Raw genomic sequence first — 17,220 nt, forward strand, 5'->3', positions numbered from 1 at the left:
CGGCTCCGCCGCGTGGGCGCGATCAGCCACGACGCGCCCGCAGTCGACGTTCCCGGGGCTTCGCCCCGGACCCCTGGGGTGGTGCGTCGGCTGCAGGCCGTCGGGGGCTGATCGCGCAGTTCCCCGCGCCCCTGACGGGGCGCGGGGAACAGAGTTACTCGGCGGCCGGCCTCGCCGCCGCCACCAGGCCCAGTGCCACGACGGCGCCCACGGCCAGCACCACCCCCGAGGCGTGCAGCGTGGCCTGCGTGCCCAGTACCGCGACACCCAGCGCGGCACCCGCCTGCCGGCAGGCGTTGAGCGCACCCTGGCCCGTCGCCGCCAACTCGGCCGGAGCCGCGGCCGACATGTCCGCGGTGGCACCGGGGATCGCCAGCGTTGAGCCGAAGGCCAGCAGCACCTGCGCCACGGTGATCAGCGCGAAGGGCGAGTCCTGCGAGCAGAACGCGAGCACCGCACCCGACGCCGCGTCCAGCGCCAGCCCCGCGTACAGCACGTGCCGGGCACCCCAGCGCGCCACGATCCGGCCGGTGAAGTACGGCATGAAGCACATCGGCAGCGTCATCGGCAGGAACGACAGCCCGGTGTGCAGCGGGGACAGCCCGCGCTCGTTCACCAGCCACTGGGTCAGGGCGAACAGCAGCCCGTAGAAGAGGAACGACGCCATCCCGCCGGCGATCAGGTCCGCCCGTACCCGCGGCAGCCGCGTCAGCGCGGGCGGCAGGGCGGGCGACTCGGCGCGCCGCTCGGCCACGGCCAGCAGGACGAACGCCCCGGCCGCCACCGCCAGTGCGACGAGCGGCAACGGCCGTCCCCAGCCAGCGGTATTGGCGGCGATCAGCCCGTAGGTCAGCGTGCCCAGCGCGAGGACCGACAGCAGCATCCCGGTGCGGTCGGCACGGGCGGACGACTCGGGCCGGTGCCCGCTGAGGCCCCGGGCCGCCAGCAGGGCGAGCAGCGCGATAGGCGGGTTCACCAGGAACACCAGCCGCCAGCCGCCCGCGTCCACCAGCGCACCGCCCAGCACCGGCCCCGCGATGAGGCCGATGCTGCTGAGCGCCGCCCACGAACCCACCGCGCGCATCCGGTCCTTGGGCTCCGGGAAGAGCCGGGCCAGCAGGGCCAGCGAAGCGGGCACCAGCCCGGCGGCCGTCACCCCCAGCAGCGCCCGGCCCCCGATGAGCGAGCCGATGTCCGGCGCGGCGGCGCACGCCAGCGACACCGCACCGAAGGCCACCAGCGCCGACCGGTACACGCGCCGCGGCCCGAACCGGTCCGCGATCACCCCCGCGACCAGCAGCAGACCCGCGAAGACCACGGTGTAGGCGTCGGCGGCCCACGGCAGGGCGGAGGCCGGAGCGCCCAGGTCGTCCCGGACGTCCGGCAGCGCCACGTTCAGGATCGAAGTGTCGAGCAGCACGAGGAAGTTGCCCGCGACCACTCCCGCGAAGAGCAGCCCCGGCCTGCTGCTGCGATGGGTCGCCCGATCCCCCGCGCCGGGCGGGACGGTACGCGCGGCAGGCGTCTGCGCCGCTCTGTCATTCGTAGTGGACATGCGCACAGGGTCGCGGTGCGGAAGGCATGAGGCCAGGCCGGTTCTCCGATGGCCCCATCGGAGAATCCGATGGCATCCTGGAGCCATGGATTCGCGCTACCTCAGGGCCTTCGTCTCGGTCGTCGACTCGGGCGGAATCTCGGCGGCCGCCGAACGGCTCGGCTGTGCCCAGTCCACCCTCAGCGTCCAACTGCGCCGCCTGGAACAGGAACTGGACGCCGAGGTGCTGCACCGCGGCCCCACGGGCACCACACTGAGCGAGGCCGGCCGGCTGCTCCTGCCGTACGCACGCGAGGCGCTGGCGCTGGACGAGCGCATGCGGCGCGCGGTCGGCGGCCGGGTGCCCCGGCTGCGGATCGGGGCGCTGGAATCCCTCGCCGCCGCATGGCTTCCGGACATCCTCGCCGCCTTCGAACGCGGTGCGGCCGGCCCGGGCACGGGCGCGGAGGTGACGCTGCGGGTGGCGGGCCGGGGCCCGCTCCAGGAGGAACTGGCGGGCGGTGAGCTGGACCTGGTCTTCCTCTTCGACAACGGGACGGGCGCGGTGGGCCCGTCCTCGGTCGTCGGCCACGACCGCACGGTGGCGGTCGCGGGCCCCGGGCATCCGTTGGCCGGGGTGCCGGAGCTGTCCGCGGAGAAGCTGCTGGACGAGCAGTTCCTGATCGCGGAGGCGGGCTGCACCTCGCAGATGCTCGTCGACCGCTTCGGCCGCGACCTGGCCCCGCACCTGCGGCTCGGCATGGTCACCGGCTCGCTGGCCGCGCTGCGCCGGCTCGCCGCGCACGGGTGCGGGCTGGCGCTGCTGCCGAGCCTGGCGGTCCAGCAGGACCTGGATGCGGGCGAGTTGGTCGAACTGGACGTGCGCGACGGCCTCGCACCGGTCAGCATCGAGGCCCGCTGGCGCACGGGCCTGGGCACGGCGGAGCGGCCGGTGCAGGCGCTGGTGGAACTGGCACGGCGGAACCGGCCGTGGGTGCCGGAGATGGCACATACGGCCTGACGCCTGCGGCGCCCTGTCAGGGGGACTTCGACTGCGGGTGCGTCGTGGCTGATCGCGCAGTTCCCCGCGCCCCTTACGGGGCGCTCGCCTCCGGTCATTCGTCGGGCGATACCCGCCCGAACCCTCCTTATTTGCCGCCTCGTCGGGCCCCCTGCTTCACTCGATGCCGCCGGAATCCGAGGGATCAGGGGGAGTGCAGCACATGATCACCGTGACCGCGAAGCAACAGGTCAGGCCGGGCCGCGAAGAGGAACTCGACGCGCTGATGGCCGCACTGCGCAACGACATCCTGGCGAACGAACCGGGCTGCGTGCGCTTCGACTACGTCCGCGACCAGGACACCCCGCTGCGCCGCCTCGTCATCGAGGAGTACCGCGACGAGGCGGCCCTGGAGTTCCACCGTGGCACCGCCTACCTGCGGGAGTTCCTGCCCAGGCTGCTGCCGTGCCTGGAGGAGTTCCCCGAAGTGACCACGTACCGCTCGGTGGCACCGGTGCCGGACTCGGTGCCGGACGGCCTGTTCCACGTCGGCATGGTGGTCCCGGACCTGGAGAAGGCGGTGGCGCTCCACTCCGACGTCCTCGGCGTCGAGTTCACCGAACCGCATGTCTTCCGCATCCCGCTGCTGGAGGACCCGGACCCGCACCCCGCCGAGCTCACCGCGGTGTTCTCCCGCACGGGAGCCCCGTACTACGAGCTCATCCAGGCCGCCGGGGACGGCATCATCTCGGCGGAGCACTGCGGAAGGATCCTCTACTACGGGGTGTGGGAGCCGGACATGGACGCGCGGCTGGAGCACCTGGAGCGGCAGGGCGTGGGGATCGACGCGTACTTCCGCCCGGCCCCGGGCGAGACGCCGTTCGCGGTCATCACCGCGCCGGACCTGCTGGGGGCGCGGATCGAGTACGTGGGCCTGGCGGACCGGGCACCGATCGAGGAGTGGGTGCGGACGGGCCGCTATCCCGAGTGAACGGCGTGCTCAGCCTGTGCCGTTGACCAGCAGGACGACGCCGTCGGTGCCCGCGTGCCGGTCCTCGGCGATCTCGCGGTACTCGGGCGAGTCGGCCCAGCGGGTGAACGTGTCCCGGTCGGGAAAGGCCACCATGATCACCTTGTCGCGGTTCCACCGGCCCTCGACCACCTCCACCTGCTCGTCCGCGGCCAGCAACCGGCCGCCGTACTGGGCGAGTACAGGCATGAACCGGGAAACGTAGCGCTCGTAGCGGGGGCGGTCGTGGATGGATATCTGGGCTATCGCGTAGACAGTCATGAGGTGGTTTCTACCCGTCCCCGCACAGGTCGTCGAGATGGGCGCGCAGCACCCCGGCGCAGGTCTGTGCGTCGAGAACGTCCGGGTGCAGGACGGCGCTGAGGCCGAGGCCGTCCAGGAGGGCGGCCAGGCGCTCGGTCTCGAACGCCAGGTCGCGGCCGGGGCGCAGGGTTCCGGTCTCGTCGAGCCGGGTCAGGACGCGATGGGCGAGCCGTCGGATGTCCGTGGCGGTCCGGCGGGAGAGGGCGGCGAAGGCGGGGTCGGTGCGGGCGGCGGCGTTGAAGTCGAGGAAGACGGTGACTTCGGCGCGGCGGCGCCCGTCGAGGGGGAGCAGCTCGGCCAGGAAGTCCGCGGCGAGGCGGAGCCGGTCCTCGCGGGGGTGGCCGCCCAGGTTTCCGATGCGCTCGATGTGCCGCTGGAGCCGCTCGTCGAGGCGGTCGAGCATCGCCTGCATGGCGAAGTCCATCAGCTCCTGCTGGTTGGCGAAGTAGTGCCGCACGGACCCGATGTTGAGCCCGGCCTCGTCGGCCACGGCGCGCAGCGAGGCCCGTTGGAGGCCGTCCCGTACGACGACGCGGAAGAGGGCGTCGACGACGTCGCGGCGGCGGGCGTCGGGGTCCACGAGCTTGGGCATGCCCTCTTTTTATCACGGCCGTGATAACTTCCTTGGTATCACGACCGTGATAAAAAGATGCCCGGGAGGCTCCGTGCAGAGGTACCTCGACTTCATACTCATCAGGTTCGGCGTGCTGGCCGGCGGCATCGTCGTGCTGGCCCTGGTGGTCTTCGCCGTGGCGTTGTCCCTGAAGCGGAGGGGCAGGCTCGACGAGGCGCGCCGGCATGCGGAGCCGGCGGCGCGTGCGGTGCTGCGGGCGGCGGCGCGGCGATGGGATGCCCGACGGTGATCGCCATCGCCATCGCCATGGAATCGAGCACATTCCTCCACGAGTTGATCGTGGACCGCCTCATCAAGGGCATGATCGTGGTGGCCGCCCTGGCCGTTCTCGTACTGGGGGCGGCAGTGATCTGGTGGTGGGTGGGCCGCAGACGACGGTGATGACGGCGATGACGGGGGTGGGCGGATGGGGCGGGGGCGCTTTCCTGCGGCGTACTGGTGGGTGTGGGCCGGCAGTCTGGTCAACCACGCGGGCTCCTTCGTGGTCCCGTTCTTCGCGTACTACCTCACCGGCCGGCAGGGGTTCAGCCCCGCACAGGTCGGCCTGATCGCCACCCTCTACGGGGCCGGCGGCGTGGCCTCGACGGTGACGGCCGGAGTCGCCGCCGACCGCTTCGGCCGGCGCCCGACCCTGCTGGTGGCACAACTGGCGGCCGCGGCGACGACGTTGGCGGTCGGCTTCGCCGACGGGCTGCCCCTGATCGCGGTGCTCGCCTTCGTCCTGGGCTTCACGGCCTTCGGGGCGGCGCCGGTGCTGTCCGCGCTCGTCGCCGATGTGGTGCCGGAGCAGGACCGGAAGCGCGCGTACGCCCTCCACTACTGGGCCGTGAACCTCGGCTTCGCCGCGGCCCCGGTCCTGGCGGGCCTGCTGGCCGGGCACGACTACCGGTGGCTGTTCGCCGGGGACGCGCTGACGACGGCGCTGTGCGCGGTCCTGATCGCCTGGCGCGTCCCGGAGATGCGGGCCGCCAACGCCGAGGAGAAAGAGGCCACTTCCGGACCGGGCCTGCTGCATGCCGTCCGCGACCGCGCACTGATCACCCTCCTGCTGACCGTCTTCGGCATCGTCGTGGTCTACACGCAGTACCAGGTGACCCAGCCCATCGCCATGCGGGAGGCCGGGCTGTCGCCCGCGGTGTACGGGCTGGTGAGCGCCGTCAACGGGGCCGTCATCGTGGTGTTCCAGCCGCTGGTGGCACGGCTGGCCGAGCACTGCGACGACGGCCGCCTGCTGGCGGCCGGCGCGCTGTTGCTCGGTGCGGGCATGGCGTCGACCGCGTTCGCGCACAGCGCTGCGGAGTTCGCCGTGTGCGTCGCCGTGTGGACGCTGGGCGAGACCGTCGCGATGCCGACGAGCAACGCCGTCGTAGCGCGGCTCGCCCCACCGGGTCTTCAGGGTCGGTATCAGGGGCTGTACGCGATGACCTGGGCCCTGGCGGCCGTGGCCGCACCGCTGGCAGGCGGCTGGACCTACGGCCGCTTCGGGGGCGCGCCGGTGTGGGCGGGGTGCCTGGCCCTGGGGGTGGTCGCGGCAGCGGGGGCAGGGGTGTTGGGACGGGTACTTCGGAGGCGTGGTGCCGGCCGGCGTCCGGTGCAGGTGCTCAGTCGCCTCGGGGCAGGATCGTGAGACTTCCGAGTCTGCGGACCTTCCAGCCGTGCGGCTGGGGCGGGCAGGCGGGATCGAGGCGGGGTTCGCCGAGGTGATCGAGCAGAATCCGCAGGCTGGTGGCGATCAGTGCCGGCATGACGGGGGCCAGCAGACACCGGTGCCTGCCGTAGCCGAGCGAGGTGTTCGGCTGACGTCGGTCGATGTCGAAGAGCTCGCCGTCGCGATACACCCGCTCGTCCCGGTTGGCCGAGGCGACGACGGCGCCGACGAACGCCCCAGCGGGCAGCTCGACGCCTGCCAGATGGACGGGCCGGGCGGTGCGGCGGCCCGGCGCGCCGATCACCGGTGAGTGCCGCATGGCCTCCCGGACGGCGTCGTCCATCCGCGTGGGCGTGGTGAGGACGGTGCGCAAGGCGGCGGGGTGCCGGAGCAGGACGAACAGCGCCGTTCCGGCCATGTGCACCGGCTCGATGAAGGTGCTGATCATGTTCGCCACGGTCGGCAGCACGTCGTCGGACCGGCGGACGGCACCGGCCGGGCACCCGGTGCGGAGCAAGTGGGCCAGGAGCGAGTCGTCGGGGTGGGCTGCCACGCGTTCGGCGATCGGCTGCGTCACCGCCGTGATCTCGGCGACCGCATCCAGTGCGGGCCGGTGCGCGGTGGAGTCCGCGAAGCCCGCCATCAGCTGCTCCGACCACCGGATGAGCGTGGCGGGATCGATGTCGTCCAGGCCCATCAGCCTGCCCAGCGCCGTTGCGATGACCGGCTGGAAGTAGTCGGCCATCAACTCCGAACCCGCCTGTCCGGCAACCGCTTTCGCATACGGTAGAGCGGCGTCCCTGGTGGCCGAGACAACGCGCGGGACGGCCTCCTCCGCGAAGAGATGGTCGACGGCAGTGCGCAACTCGGCGTGCCAGTCACCTTCGTTGGACACCATGGTCCGCGCACCGCAGATCTGTGCCACGGGCGAATCGGACACGGCGACGAACGATTCCGGGCTCGACAGCACTCGACGGACATCGGCCCACCGGGTGACCAGCCAGCGGTCCGCCGCGGGCACCCATGCCACCGGGGCTTCCCGGCGCAGCCGTGCGAAGACCGGAAATGGATCGGTGTCGAGTTGTTCCGCGGTGATCGACTCGATGAAGTCCGGCATTGTGGCGGCCTTTCAGCGTCGGGCCTGTGCGGCGGTGGTCATGCCTCGCAGGTCGGCGACCTCGGCGCGGAGAGCGCGCAGCATCAGTTCGGCCGTGTCGCGGCTGAATCCGTTGCGGACCACGATCCGCATCACGGCGACGTCCTCCAGGCCGGCGGAGAGGCGATATGCGGGCAGCTGCCAGCCGTGTTTGCGCATCCGTTCATGGATGTCGAATACCGTCATGGCGTCGTCGGGCCGCGTGCGGAATGCCACGACCGGCAGATGGGTGCCGTGCGAGACCACGTCCAGCCCGGGTATCTTCGCGATCTCCTCGGCGACGTATTGCGCCGTGTCCCGGCAGGCCTGCTGGACCGTCCGGTATCCGTCGAACCCGAGGCGCAGAAACGCGTAGTACTGCGCCACGACGGGCGCGCCGGACCGGGAGAACGTGAGCGAGAACGTCGGGACGCTGCCGCCGAGCAGGTCGCATTCGAAGATCAGATCCCTGGGCAGCGCGGTCCGGTCCCGATAGATGATCCATCCGACACCGGGATACACCAGACCGAACTTGTGCCCGGAGGTGTTGATCGAGCGCACCCGCGGCAGCCGGAAGTCCCACACCTGATCAGGTTCCAGGAAGGGGGCGATGAATCCGCCGACCGCAGCGTCGACGTGCAGCGGAATGTCCAGGCCCCGCCGGGCCTGCAGCCGGTCCAAGGCTGCGGATATCTTGTCCACCGGGTCGTACTTGCCGAGTGCGCTGGACCCGAGGATGGCCACCACCCCGATGGTGTTGTCGTCGCAGTGAGCGGCGACGTCGTCGGGATCGACGGTGAAGTGCGGTTCCCGGATCGGGACCTGCCGGGGCTCCACCTCCCAGTAGCGGCAGAACTTGAGCCAGCACGTGTGCACGGCGCTGGGCAGGACGAGGTTCGGCCGGTCAACCGGCAGGCCTGCGGCACGACGACGGTCGCGCCAGAGGAACTTCATGGCCAGCCCGGCCAGCATGGCCGCCTCACTGGAACCGCCGGTGGAACAGCCGAAACCGTCGGTGCCGGGGTCGTTCCAGAGGTGGGCCAGGATGTTCACGCAGCGGGACTCGAGCTCGGCCGTCTGCGGATACTGGTCGTGGTCCATCAGGTTCCGGTCGAGGGACTCGGATATCAGGTCCCTGGCCTGCGGCTCCATCCAGGTGGTGCAGAAGGTCGCCAGATTCAGCCTGGCATTGGAGTCGAGCATGAGCTCGTCGCGAATCAGAGCGGCCGCACTGTCGGGAGCCATCGGCCCGGCTGCGAGGCGGTAGCGCGGAACCCCTTCCGGCGGAACCAGACCGCTGTAGAGCGGATTGACGGTCACGTCCTCGTGGTGACGATTGCGGTGTACCTGCCTCATGGTCATGCCCAACTCCCCCTGTGCTGTGCTTACTTACTGCTGTGCGCGGAACAAGCTAGCCACGCCGTATGGCCACGTCACCAATGCGGTTCGCTATGGCGCGATTTCGCGTTCGACATCGCCGAACGTGCGGCCTGAATTTTTTGCGACGTGTTCGAGAGATTCCCTTCGGATATCGGAACGGGGAATTCGGCAGAAACGATGCATCGACGACCGGACAGGGTTTTGCGGCTGCGCGCGCTGTACGGGGCGGTCTCCACGCTCGTTCGTCGACGTCCGAACGTACGCCGCTCGGTGCTCACGCGGCGCCGGCGATTTCAAGCCATCGCAGCATGTTCCGGAACCTGTTACTCCGGCATGGACTCCGGCGGGCCGGTCGACTAGACATCCCTGCCGAAGCGTTCGTCGACGCAGGGAGGGAAGCCGTGCGCGCACTCCGCAGCATCGGTATCGCCACAGCGGCCGTCGCGGCCGGGCTGGTTCTCACGACGGCCCCGGCCACGGCGGATCCGGCCTCCAGCACAGCGAAGTTCGTCGAGGAGGGGCGCGCCGCCGGGCTGAACGCCGGACAGATCGGGGAACTCCAGAGAGCCGTGGACCAGGAGGTCCGCGTGACGGGGGGCCGTCGGACAGGCCTGAACACGATCTCCCTCAAGGGCGGCGAGATCACCGTGCCCATTCCGGGAGAGAAATACGCCCGCGACCTCGCCGCCAGCGCAGCCCGGAAGGTCACGGTCTACGAGTCATGCCGACGGGGCAACTTCTGCGGCTGGAAGGGCCGCAACGGAACGGGGGAGATCTGGCAGCGGGGTGCGTGCGGGATGTTCCACGAGATCCCCAACGGCTGGAACAGCGGGGGCTCGTGGCGGAACTACCAGTCCGACGGGCTCGTGGCCTCGTTCTACGGCAAGGGGTACACGTACCTTTCCGACACGCCTCCCGCCCCGACGGGGATCATCAACGGTGACTGGCACCCGGTCTGGTACGTGTGGGCCTGCGATCTCACCGGACCGTAGGCGGACTTGGCGAGCCACGACGAGCCCGCAGCCGACGCACTGCACCTCCGCGGAGCGCTACGTCACTGGCCCCGCCAGATGTTGTCGAAGGCCGCCTGCTCGATGTCCCGTCGCTGCCGGGCAGCCTCCAGTTCCAGCAGGGCGTCGTTGACCGCGGCCAGCACGGCCGCGGTCGCGTCGTCGGCCGGGGCCGGGGTGTCCCCGGTCCCGTCGTCGCGGATCCCGACAGCCGTGGCAAGGGCGGTGAGGACGGGTTCGTCCGCCGCCCAACGGTCTTCCGCCAGGCGGCGGTCGAGCGAGTCGGCCAGCGTCGTCCGGCCGGCACCGAACGGCTTCCAGTGGGGGCGTTGCCGCGTGAGCTGCCCGTCCGCCTCCAGGGCGGCCGTATAGGCCGCGGCCAGTCCGCGGCCTCTGCGCCACAGCCAGTCGTCGACGGACTCGTACGGCGCCTCGCGGGTGAGCGCCGCCGCGGCCTCGTCCAGCAGGCGGTCGGCTGTGACCGCCGCGCGGCCGGGCACGATCCGGTCGTCGTCCAGCGTGACGGCCTCCGCAGCCATGAGGTCGATCAACTCCGCGCCGGCGAGCGCGAGCGACAGCCGGCCCTGCTCCACGGGGTGGCCGGGGGTCGTGCCCATGGCGATGATGGCCAGGTCCCGGGGTGTGGTCATGGGGGGCTCCATGTGCCGTGGTACGTCCGTATACGAGCCTACGGAGTACGGACGGCGCCTGCACCCCGTACCCACGCGTTGGCCTTGACGGCCGCGACGAACAACGACCAGGCCCCGGCCGGGACCGCTAGCGCGGGGCCTGCCGGGGCCGTCTTGCTGTCGCGTATGGGGACTGTGCCGGGGAGGGCGTCGGATATCTCCAGGCAGCTACCGCTGGCTCCGTCGCTGTATGTGCTCTTGCGCCAAGCTGCGCTCGCTTCCCGAAGCCCTACTTCCACGCAGCTTCCGCCGTCGCCATCGCTGTACGTGCTCTTGCGCCACACGGTCCGGGTGTTAACCCCAATTTCGAGGCAGTCGCCACCATCACCATTGCTGTATGTGCTCTTGCGCCACGCTTGCCGAGTGCTCATCTCGCGTAGTCCTCCGCCACGGATTCGACCAGGGTCAGGGATTCTTCCGGCGACAAGGCGGATGCCCTGACGAGATCGTAGGCCAGTTCGCACTGTTCGACGATGGCCGGGTCGTCCAGGAGATTTCCTGTCTTCGGCCCCTCGTGGTAGGCCACGGGAGGCGCGTCCTCGAAGGTCATGAGGGAGAGCATTCCGGAGCACCCTGGAGCCCCTGCCGCGAAGGGCAGTACCTGAAGGACGATGCGGCGCCGCTGGGCCAGATCCGCGATGTGACGGAGCTGTTCGTGCATCACGGCGGCTCCGCCGACTGGTCGCCTGAGGACGTTCTCGTCGAGAACTGCCCAGACCATGGGGCTGGTTGGGTGATGGAGAATGCGAGCTCGGTCGAGCCGTGCGGCGACCCTGCCTTCGATCCACTCCTCGGGTGCGACGGGCCGACTGGCCAAGATGACAGCCCGAGCGTAAGCGGCCGTCTGCAGCAGGCCCGGCATGAACATCGTCGCGTACTCGCGGATCGTCACCGCGATCGATTCGAGGTACGCCGCCTCCGAGAAGTACGTGGCGTGCGGCGACGCATCGATCAGCCGCTTGCACATCCGCCCCAACAGGCCGCCCGTGCCCAGCACCACGTCCATCCGCTCTGCCAGGTCCAGTTGCGGCTTCCGGATCCCCGTCTCGAACTGGCCGATATACGACCCCGAGCAGAAGACGCGTGCGCCCAGCTCCTGCTGGGTGAGCCCCGCCGCCTCCCGGAGCCGCTTCAGTTCGGTGCCGAAGAACTCCCAGCCCAGCTTCGGTTGCCCGAACGTCCAACCCGCCATGACGCAACTCCCCCTGCGGAACTGGCTTGTTGCCAAGCCATGGTAGTCCCGCAGGGCAAGTGGTTGTGCACGTTCCGTCACTCCCCGACGTCGCGCCCCCGCAGATCCTCCAGCGTCTCCCGGCGCACCAGGAGCCGGGCCTGCCCGTCCGCGACCGCGACCACCGGCGGTCGGCCGACCAGGTTGTAGGCCGAGGCCATCGACACGTGGTACGCACCCGACGCCGGGACCGCCAGGACGTCCCCGGGGCGGATGTCGCCCGGGAGCGGGACGTCCTCGGCGAGAACGTCGCCGGCCTCGCAGTGGCGGCCGACCACGGTCATGGTGCGGGCCGGCACCGGTGAGGTGCGGCCCACGAGGCGGACCGTGTAGCGGACGCCGTAGAGGGCCGGGCGGGGGTTGTCGCTCATGCCGCCGTCGACGGCGACGAAGGTGTGGGTGCCCGTGGTCTTGACGGCCAGGACGCGGTAGAGGGCGACGCCCGCCGGGCCCGCGATCCAGCGGCCGGGCTCGACCGTGAGGCGCGGGACCGGCAGGTCGGCATGGGCGCAGCGGAGGGAGAGTTCGGCCGTCACCCGTTCGGCGTACGCGCGCGGATCGATCGCGTGGTCGCCGTCGCGGTAGGCGATGGCGAAGCCGCCGCCGAGGTCGAGTTCGGGGAAGGTCACGCCGTGCACGTCGCGCAGGCGTTCCAGCAGGGTCACGAGGCGGCGCACGGCCGTGACGTACGGGTTCACGGAGGCGATCTGGGAGCCCAGGTGGCAGTGCAGGCCGACCAGTTCGAGGCGGGGCTGGCCCAGGACCCGGGCCACCGCCTCCTCCGCCTCGCCGCCGGAGACGGGCAGGCCGAACTTCTGCCCGTCCATTCCGGTCTGCACGGCCACGTGCGCACCGGCCGTCACGCCCGGCACCACGCGGACCAGCACGCGCTGGCGCGCACCTGCGGGCACCAGGGAGGCGATGCGGGCGATCTCGCAGGTGCTGTCGATGACGATGCGGCCCACGCCCAGGCGCAGGGCGGTGCGCAGGTCGTCGGGGCTCTTGGCGTTGCCGTGCAGGATGATGCGCTCGGCGGGGAAGCCCGCGTGGGCGGCGAGTTCGAGCTCGCCGGCCGAGCAGACGTCCAGGTGGAGGCCCTCCTCGGCGATCCAGCGGATCATGGCGCGGGTGAGGAAGGCCTTGCCGGCGTAGGCGACGTCGGCGTCGGGCAGGGCCGCCTTCCAGGCGCGGGCGCGGGCCCGGATCTCGCCCTCGTCGACGACGTAGGCGGGGGTGCCGAAGCGGTCGGCGAGTTCGGCGAGCGGGACGCCTCCGACGGTCGGGGCGCCGCCCGGGAACGGCTCGTCGAAGGACGCGGGCCAGAGGGGAGCGGTGGGGGGAGGGGACTGGTGCGGCAGCCGGGGAACGGCGGCGGAGGCAAGGGGAAGGGACACGAAGGGCCTCCTTCGGGTGGTGCGGTGGGCAGTGGTGCGGTACGGGGGCCGGACGGCGGAGGTCAGGCGGGGGTGACCGGAAGGAGCTCGGGGCCCTCGGGAAGGGACGTCACGGCGGGGGCCGTCAGCTGCGGGTCCACGGAGACCAGGGCGACGCCGAGGGGCTCGGCCAGGGCCCGTACCGCGGGAAGGGCGAGGCGCACGGAGTCCGCTCCGGGGCCCAGACAGTCGAGAAGCCGCCGCCCCGAGGTGAAGGCGACGGCCGTGCGGGAGCCGAGGGGGGTGCGGAAGACGCGGAGCGCGAAGCCGCCGCGGCAGCGCCGTACGGGCACGTACAGGGGCTCGGTGGCGCGCCGGGCGGTCATGGGATGGGAGGGTTCCCCGTCGTCGGCGCGGGCGGAGTCGCCCGTGATGTCGCTGATGACGGCGGCGACTGCGGCCGCCTCGGAGGGGGTACGGCTGAGATGCATGACGGTCCTCGGGAGGAGTGGGAGCTGCGTCGCTCACGCTATGCCCGGACCTGTGCCGGACGAGCGCCTCCTTGACAGCCTGTTGACCCTGCCCGGTGCACCCTTGACGGCTCATTGACGTGGGCCTGTGAATGGGCCTGTGCCGAACGCCGACGATCGCCGTCGCCTGTCCAGTCTGGGGCGGACCGTGGCATTCCGCATGCCGGACCGGGGGCTGTCCTGCACCACCGGCGACAACACGGCAACGCAGCAGCAACACAGCAACGCAGCAACAACGCAGCAGCAATCAGGAGGAACAGTGACGGCAACGAAACCCGCCGACGAGAACGGCGCCGCGAGCGGATTCCGGGCCGCACGGGATTTCCTGCTCGCCCACCGCGAGGACTACAAAGCGGCGTACGAGGGCTTCGCCTGGCCGAGGCCCGAGACGTTCAACTGGGCGCTCGACTGGTTCGACTGCATCGCCGAGGGCAACGACCGCACCGCCCTGTGGATCGTGGAGGAGGACGGCAGCGAGGAGCGCCACTCCTTCGACGCCCTGCGCCGCCGCTCGGACCAGGTGGCCAACTGGCTGCGCGGCCACGGCGTACGGGCCGGCGACCGCATCCTCGTCATGCTCGGCAACCAGGCCGAGCTGTGGGAGACGGCCCTGGCCGCCATGAAGCTGCGCGCCGTCGTCATCCCGGCCACCCCGCTGCTGGGCCCCGCCGACCTCGCCGACCGCATCGCGCGCGGCGGCGCGCGGCACGTGGTCGTCCGGGCCGAGGACACCGCCAAGTTCGCGGACGTGCCGGGCGATTACCGGCGTATCGCCGTCGGTGCCACTCCGCTCAGCGGGCGGGGCACCCCGCCCGGAGGGCAGTGGCTCGGCTACGAGGACTCCCGTACCGCCCCCGCCGGCTTCACCCCCGACGGGCCCACCCGGGCCGGCGACTCCCTGCTCCTCTACTTCACCTCCGGCACCACCGACCGCCCCAAGCTCGTCGAGCACACCCATGTCTCGTACCCCGTAGGTCACTTGACCACCATGTACTGGATCGGCCTGCGGCCCGGCGACGTCCACCTCAACATCTCCTCGCCGGGCTGGGCCAAGCACGCCTGGTCCAACCTCTTCGCGCCCTGGAACGCCGAAGCCACCGTCTTCGTGCACAACTACACTCGCTTCGACGCCGCCCGCCTCATGGCCGAGATGGACCGCTGCGGCGTCACCACCTTCTGCGCACCGCCCACCGTGTGGCGCATGCTCATCCAGGCCGACCTCGGCGCGCTGCACACCCCGCCCCGCGAGGCCGTCTCCGCGGGCGAACCGCTCAACCCCGAGGTCATCGAGGCGGTGCGGCGCTCGTGGGGAGTGACCATCCGCGACGGCTTCGGCCAGACCGAGACCACGGTCCAGGTCGCCAACCCGCCCGGCCAACTGCTCAAGACGGGCTCCATGGGCCGGCCCAGCCCCGGCTACACCGTCGTCCTGCTCGACCCGCACACCGGGGAGCCCGCCGACGAGGGCGAGATCGCCGTCGACCTCTCGGCCCTGCCGGTGGGCGTGATGACCGGGTACGCGGGCGACCCGGAACGCACGGCCGAGGCGATGGAGGGCGGTTACTACCGCACCGGGGACATCGGGGCGCGGGATGCGGACGGGTACATCCGTTACGTCGGGCGCCGTGACGACGTGTTCAAGTCGAGCGACTACAAGATCTCCCCCTTCGAGCTGGAGAGCGCCCTCCTCGAACACGAGGCGGTGGCCGAGGCCGCGGTCGTCCCCGCGCCCGATCCCGTGCGGCTGTCCGTGCCCAAGGCCTACGTCGTCCTCGCCGAGGGATGGGAGCCCGGTCCGGAGACGGCCGCGGCCCTCTTCGCCCACTCGCGCGCCGTGCTCGCCCCCTACAAGCGCATCCGCCGCCTGGAGTTCGCGGAGCTGCCCAAGACCGTGTCCGGCAAGATCCGCCGCATCGAGCTGCGCGAGCGCACCGCGCAGGGCGACGGAACGGCCGAGTACCGGGAGGAGGACCACCGGTGAGCGCTCTCCCGCTCTCCTATGCGGCGGGCCCCACCGACCCCCCGCTGTTGGAGGAGACCATCGGCGCCAATCTGGCCCGCACGGTCGCGGCCTTCGGGGACCGCGAAGCGCTCGTCGACGTCCCGAGCGGACGCCGCTGGACGTACGCGGAGTTCGGCCGGGCGGTCGAGGAGGTCGCGCTCGGGCTGCTCGCCAAGGGGGTGGCCAAGGGCGACCGGGTGGGCATCTGGGCGGTCAACTGCCCGGAGTGGGTGCTGGTCCAGTACGCCACCGCCCGCATCGGCGCCGTCATGGTCAACGTCAACCCCGCCTACCGGGTGCACGAACTGGACTATGTGCTGCGCCAGGCGGGCATCTCGCTGCTCGTCTCCTCCATCGAGCACCGCACCAGCGACTACCGGCGCATGGTCGAGCAGGTGCGCTCCGGCTGCCCGGCCCTGCGCGACGTCGTCTACATCGACGACCCGACCTGGACCGGGCTCGTCGAGCTCGGCCGGAGCACCGACCCGGCCCGGCTCGCCGCGCGCGAGGCGGGCCTGCACTGCGAGGACCCGGTCAACATCCAGTACACCTCGGGCACCACGGGCTTCGCGAAGGGGGCCACGCTCTCCCACCGCAACATCCTCAACAACGGCTATTTCGTGGGGGAGGCCCTCGGCTACACCGCGGCGGACCGCATCGCGCTGCCCGTGCCCTTCTACCACTGCTTCGGCATGGTCATGGGGAACCTGGCGGCCACCTCGCACGGCGCCTGCATCGTCGTGACGGCACCGTCGTTCGATGCCACGGCCGCCCTGCACGCCGTGGAGCGCGAGTGCTGCACGGCGCTGTACGGCGTCCCGACGATGTTCATCGCCGAGCTCGCCCTGCCCGACTTCGCCACGTACGACCTGTCGTCGCTGCGCACGGGCATCATGGCCGGATCGCCCTGCCCCGCGGAGGTGATGAAACGGGTGGTGGCGGAGATGCACATGGCCGAAGTCGCCATCTGCTACGGCATGACGGAGACCTCGCCGGTCTCCACCCAGACGGGCCGGAACGACGACCTGGAGCGGCGCACCGGGACGGTGGGGCGGGTGCTGCCGCACGTCGAGGTGAAGGTCGTCGACGCCGCGACGGGTGAGGCCGTGCCGCGCGGGGAGCCGGGGGAGCTGTGCACCCGGGGGTACTCGGTGATGCTCGGCTACTGGAACGACCCGGAGCGCACGGCCGAGGCGATCGACGGCGAACGCTGGATGCACACCGGCGACCTGGCCGTGATGGACGAGGAGGGCTTCGTCCGGATCGTCGGCCGCATCAAGGACATGATCATCAGGGGCGGGGAGAACGTCTATCCGCGGGAGATCGAGGAGTTCCTCCACACCCACCCGAAGATCGCCGACGTGCAGGTCGTCGGGGTGCCGGACGAGAAGTACGGCGAGGAGATCATGGCCTGCGTGATCCTGCGGAACCCGGCGGACACGCTCAGCCGCGAGGAGCTCGCGCGCTTCTGCCGGGGGAGGCTGGCGCACTACAAGGTGCCGCGGTACGTGCGGATCCTGGAGGCGTTCCCGATGACGGTGAGCGGCAAGGTGCGCAAGGTGGAACTGCGGGAGCAGGCGGCCGCGTTGGCGCCGTAAGCACGGCGCCCCGTCAGGGGCGCGGGGAACTGCGCGACCAGCCACGACGCGCCCGCAGCCGAAGTCCCGGGGCTTCGCCCCGGACCCCCGGGACGGTGCGTAGATGGGAAGAGCGTGGTGGAG

The 17,220-nt window shown here is 71.3% G+C and carries 18 protein-coding genes; 8 read left to right on the plus strand and 10 right to left on the minus strand.

Going from position 1 to position 17,220, the window contains the following annotated elements; translation table 11 throughout:
- Nucleotides 1-154: 154 nt before the first annotated feature.
- Nucleotides 155-1,555, minus strand: coding sequence for an MFS transporter (locus ACWD4B_RS31700; RefSeq protein WP_451423993.1), 1,401 nt, complete (start codon nucleotides 1,553-1,555; stop codon nucleotides 155-157).
- 85 nt (nucleotides 1,556-1,640) lie between these two features.
- Here ACWD4B_RS31700 and ACWD4B_RS31705 point away from each other — a divergent pair, with 85 nt between their 5' ends.
- Nucleotides 1,641-2,555 carry a LysR family transcriptional regulator gene (locus tag ACWD4B_RS31705; protein ID WP_451423994.1) on the plus strand — a complete coding sequence of 305 codons (915 nt, stop codon included), beginning with the start codon at nucleotides 1,641-1,643 and terminating at the stop codon, nucleotides 2,553-2,555.
- 202 nt (nucleotides 2,556-2,757) lie between these two features.
- Complete coding sequence (locus ACWD4B_RS31710) at nucleotides 2,758-3,525, plus strand: antibiotic biosynthesis monooxygenase (RefSeq protein ID WP_451423995.1); 768 nt, start codon at nucleotides 2,758-2,760, stop codon at nucleotides 3,523-3,525.
- A gap of 9 nt (nucleotides 3,526-3,534) precedes the next feature.
- Here ACWD4B_RS31710 and ACWD4B_RS31715 read toward each other — a convergent pair whose 3' ends face one another.
- Together ACWD4B_RS31715 and ACWD4B_RS31720 are read right to left on the minus strand one after the other, a co-directional pair.
- Nucleotides 3,535-3,825, minus strand: a complete 291-nt coding sequence (locus ACWD4B_RS31715; RefSeq protein ID WP_451423996.1) for a DUF1330 domain-containing protein — start codon at nucleotides 3,823-3,825, stop codon at nucleotides 3,535-3,537.
- 10 nt (nucleotides 3,826-3,835) lie between these two features.
- Nucleotides 3,836-4,459: a TetR/AcrR family transcriptional regulator gene (locus ACWD4B_RS31720; protein ID WP_451423997.1), complete on the minus strand. Its 624-nt coding sequence runs from the start codon at nucleotides 4,457-4,459 to the stop codon at nucleotides 3,836-3,838.
- Nucleotides 4,460-4,532: 73 nt separating this feature from the next.
- Here ACWD4B_RS31720 and ACWD4B_RS31725 point away from each other — a divergent pair, with 73 nt between their 5' ends.
- Genes ACWD4B_RS31725 through ACWD4B_RS31735 form a run of 3 tightly spaced genes read left to right on the plus strand, consistent with a single transcriptional unit; the run spans nucleotide 4,533 to nucleotide 6,128 of the window.
- Nucleotides 4,533-4,730 carry a hypothetical protein gene (locus ACWD4B_RS31725; RefSeq protein ID WP_451423998.1) on the plus strand — a complete coding sequence of 66 codons (198 nt, stop codon included), beginning with the start codon at nucleotides 4,533-4,535 and terminating at the stop codon, nucleotides 4,728-4,730.
- The gene (locus ACWD4B_RS31730; RefSeq protein ID WP_451423999.1) at nucleotides 4,727-4,882 is read left to right on the plus strand and encodes a hypothetical protein; all 156 of its coding nucleotides are present in this window, start codon (nucleotides 4,727-4,729) and stop codon (nucleotides 4,880-4,882) included. The genes ACWD4B_RS31725 and ACWD4B_RS31730 overlap by 4 nt, the downstream gene beginning before the upstream one ends.
- A 25-nt stretch (nucleotides 4,883-4,907) precedes the next feature.
- The gene (locus tag ACWD4B_RS31735) at nucleotides 4,908-6,128 is read left to right on the plus strand and encodes an MDR family MFS transporter (protein WP_451424000.1); all 1,221 of its coding nucleotides are present in this window, start codon (nucleotides 4,908-4,910) and stop codon (nucleotides 6,126-6,128) included.
- Here ACWD4B_RS31735 and ACWD4B_RS31740 read toward each other — a convergent pair.
- Both ACWD4B_RS31740 and ACWD4B_RS31745 read right to left on the minus strand, forming a co-directional pair.
- Nucleotides 6,103-7,266, minus strand: a complete 1,164-nt coding sequence (locus tag ACWD4B_RS31740) for a cytochrome P450 (protein ID WP_451424001.1) — start codon at nucleotides 7,264-7,266, stop codon at nucleotides 6,103-6,105. The two genes, ACWD4B_RS31735 and ACWD4B_RS31740, sit on opposite strands and share 26 nt — an antisense overlap.
- 12 nt (nucleotides 7,267-7,278) lie before the next feature.
- Entirely contained in the window at nucleotides 7,279-8,646 is a 1,368-nt protein-coding gene (locus ACWD4B_RS31745; protein ID WP_451424002.1) for a glutamate decarboxylase, read from the minus strand.
- A gap of 419 nt (nucleotides 8,647-9,065) precedes the next feature.
- Here ACWD4B_RS31745 and ACWD4B_RS31750 point away from each other — a divergent pair, with 419 nt between their 5' ends.
- The gene (locus tag ACWD4B_RS31750) at nucleotides 9,066-9,656 is read left to right on the plus strand and encodes a hypothetical protein (protein WP_451424003.1); all 591 of its coding nucleotides are present in this window, start codon (nucleotides 9,066-9,068) and stop codon (nucleotides 9,654-9,656) included.
- Between the two features lie 62 nt (nucleotides 9,657-9,718).
- On the opposite strand, the gene ACWD4B_RS31755 is transcribed toward ACWD4B_RS31750, so the two are convergent.
- The 5 genes from ACWD4B_RS31755 to ACWD4B_RS31775 all read right to left on the minus strand — a co-directional run bounded on the left by ACWD4B_RS31755 (nucleotide 9,719) and on the right by ACWD4B_RS31775 (nucleotide 13,458).
- On the minus strand, nucleotides 9,719-10,324 hold the full coding sequence (locus ACWD4B_RS31755; RefSeq protein ID WP_451424004.1) for a GPP34 family phosphoprotein: 606 nt from the start codon (nucleotides 10,322-10,324) through the stop codon (nucleotides 9,719-9,721).
- Between the two features lie 38 nt (nucleotides 10,325-10,362).
- Entirely contained in the window at nucleotides 10,363-10,734 is a 372-nt protein-coding gene (locus tag ACWD4B_RS31760) for a DUF397 domain-containing protein (protein WP_451424005.1), read from the minus strand.
- Entirely contained in the window at nucleotides 10,731-11,555 is an 825-nt protein-coding gene (locus ACWD4B_RS31765; protein WP_451424006.1) for a helix-turn-helix domain-containing protein, read from the minus strand. Before ACWD4B_RS31765 ends, ACWD4B_RS31760 begins: the two co-directional genes overlap by 4 nt.
- A gap of 77 nt (nucleotides 11,556-11,632) precedes the next feature.
- Nucleotides 11,633-12,952: a diaminopimelate decarboxylase gene (gene lysA / locus ACWD4B_RS31770; protein ID WP_451424010.1), complete on the minus strand. Its 1,320-nt coding sequence runs from the start codon at nucleotides 12,950-12,952 to the stop codon at nucleotides 11,633-11,635.
- Nucleotides 12,953-13,050: 98 nt separating this feature from the next.
- On the minus strand, nucleotides 13,051-13,458 hold the full coding sequence (locus ACWD4B_RS31775; protein ID WP_451424007.1) for an SAV_915 family protein: 408 nt from the start codon (nucleotides 13,456-13,458) through the stop codon (nucleotides 13,051-13,053).
- A gap of 298 nt (nucleotides 13,459-13,756) precedes the next feature.
- Here ACWD4B_RS31775 and ACWD4B_RS31780 point away from each other — a divergent pair, with 298 nt between their 5' ends.
- Both ACWD4B_RS31780 and ACWD4B_RS31785 read left to right on the plus strand, forming a co-directional pair.
- Nucleotides 13,757-15,478 carry an AMP-binding protein gene (locus ACWD4B_RS31780; protein WP_451424008.1) on the plus strand — a complete coding sequence of 574 codons (1,722 nt, stop codon included), beginning with the start codon at nucleotides 13,757-13,759 and terminating at the stop codon, nucleotides 15,476-15,478.
- On the plus strand, nucleotides 15,475-17,097 hold the full coding sequence (locus ACWD4B_RS31785) for an AMP-binding protein (RefSeq protein ID WP_451424009.1): 1,623 nt from the start codon (nucleotides 15,475-15,477) through the stop codon (nucleotides 17,095-17,097). Before ACWD4B_RS31780 ends, ACWD4B_RS31785 begins: the two co-directional genes overlap by 4 nt.
- Nucleotides 17,098-17,220 lie beyond the last annotated feature (123 nt).

The sequence above is a fragment of the Streptomyces sp. NPDC002536 genome, from assembly GCF_053594995.1.

Bases quoted from the DNA above. Each gene is read 5' to 3' on its own strand.
- ACWD4B_RS31765 (WP_451424006.1), bottom strand. From the start codon at position 11,555: ATGGCGGGTTGGACGTTCGGGCAACCGAAGCTGGGCTGGGAGTTCTTC.
- ACWD4B_RS31740 (WP_451424001.1), bottom strand. From the start codon at position 7,266: ATGCCGGACTTCATCGAGTCGATCACCGCGGAACAACTCGACACCGAT.
- ACWD4B_RS31745 (WP_451424002.1), bottom strand. From the start codon at position 8,646: ATGACCATGAGGCAGGTACACCGCAATCGTCACCACGAGGACGTGACC.
- ACWD4B_RS31700 (WP_451423993.1), bottom strand. From the start codon at position 1,555: ATGTCCACTACGAATGACAGAGCGGCGCAGACGCCTGCCGCGCGTACC.
- ACWD4B_RS31735 (WP_451424000.1), top strand. From the start codon at position 4,908: ATGGGGCGGGGGCGCTTTCCTGCGGCGTACTGGTGGGTGTGGGCCGGC.
- ACWD4B_RS31710 (WP_451423995.1), top strand. From the start codon at position 2,758: ATGATCACCGTGACCGCGAAGCAACAGGTCAGGCCGGGCCGCGAAGAG.
- ACWD4B_RS31715 (WP_451423996.1), bottom strand. From the start codon at position 3,825: ATGACTGTCTACGCGATAGCCCAGATATCCATCCACGACCGCCCCCGC.
- ACWD4B_RS31775 (WP_451424007.1), bottom strand. From the start codon at position 13,458: ATGCATCTCAGCCGTACCCCCTCCGAGGCGGCCGCAGTCGCCGCCGTC.
- ACWD4B_RS31760 (WP_451424005.1), bottom strand. From the start codon at position 10,734: ATGAGCACTCGGCAAGCGTGGCGCAAGAGCACATACAGCAATGGTGAT.
- ACWD4B_RS31755 (WP_451424004.1), bottom strand. From the start codon at position 10,324: ATGACCACACCCCGGGACCTGGCCATCATCGCCATGGGCACGACCCCC.
- ACWD4B_RS31720 (WP_451423997.1), bottom strand. From the start codon at position 4,459: ATGCCCAAGCTCGTGGACCCCGACGCCCGCCGCCGCGACGTCGTCGAC.
- ACWD4B_RS31705 (WP_451423994.1), top strand. From the start codon at position 1,641: ATGGATTCGCGCTACCTCAGGGCCTTCGTCTCGGTCGTCGACTCGGGC.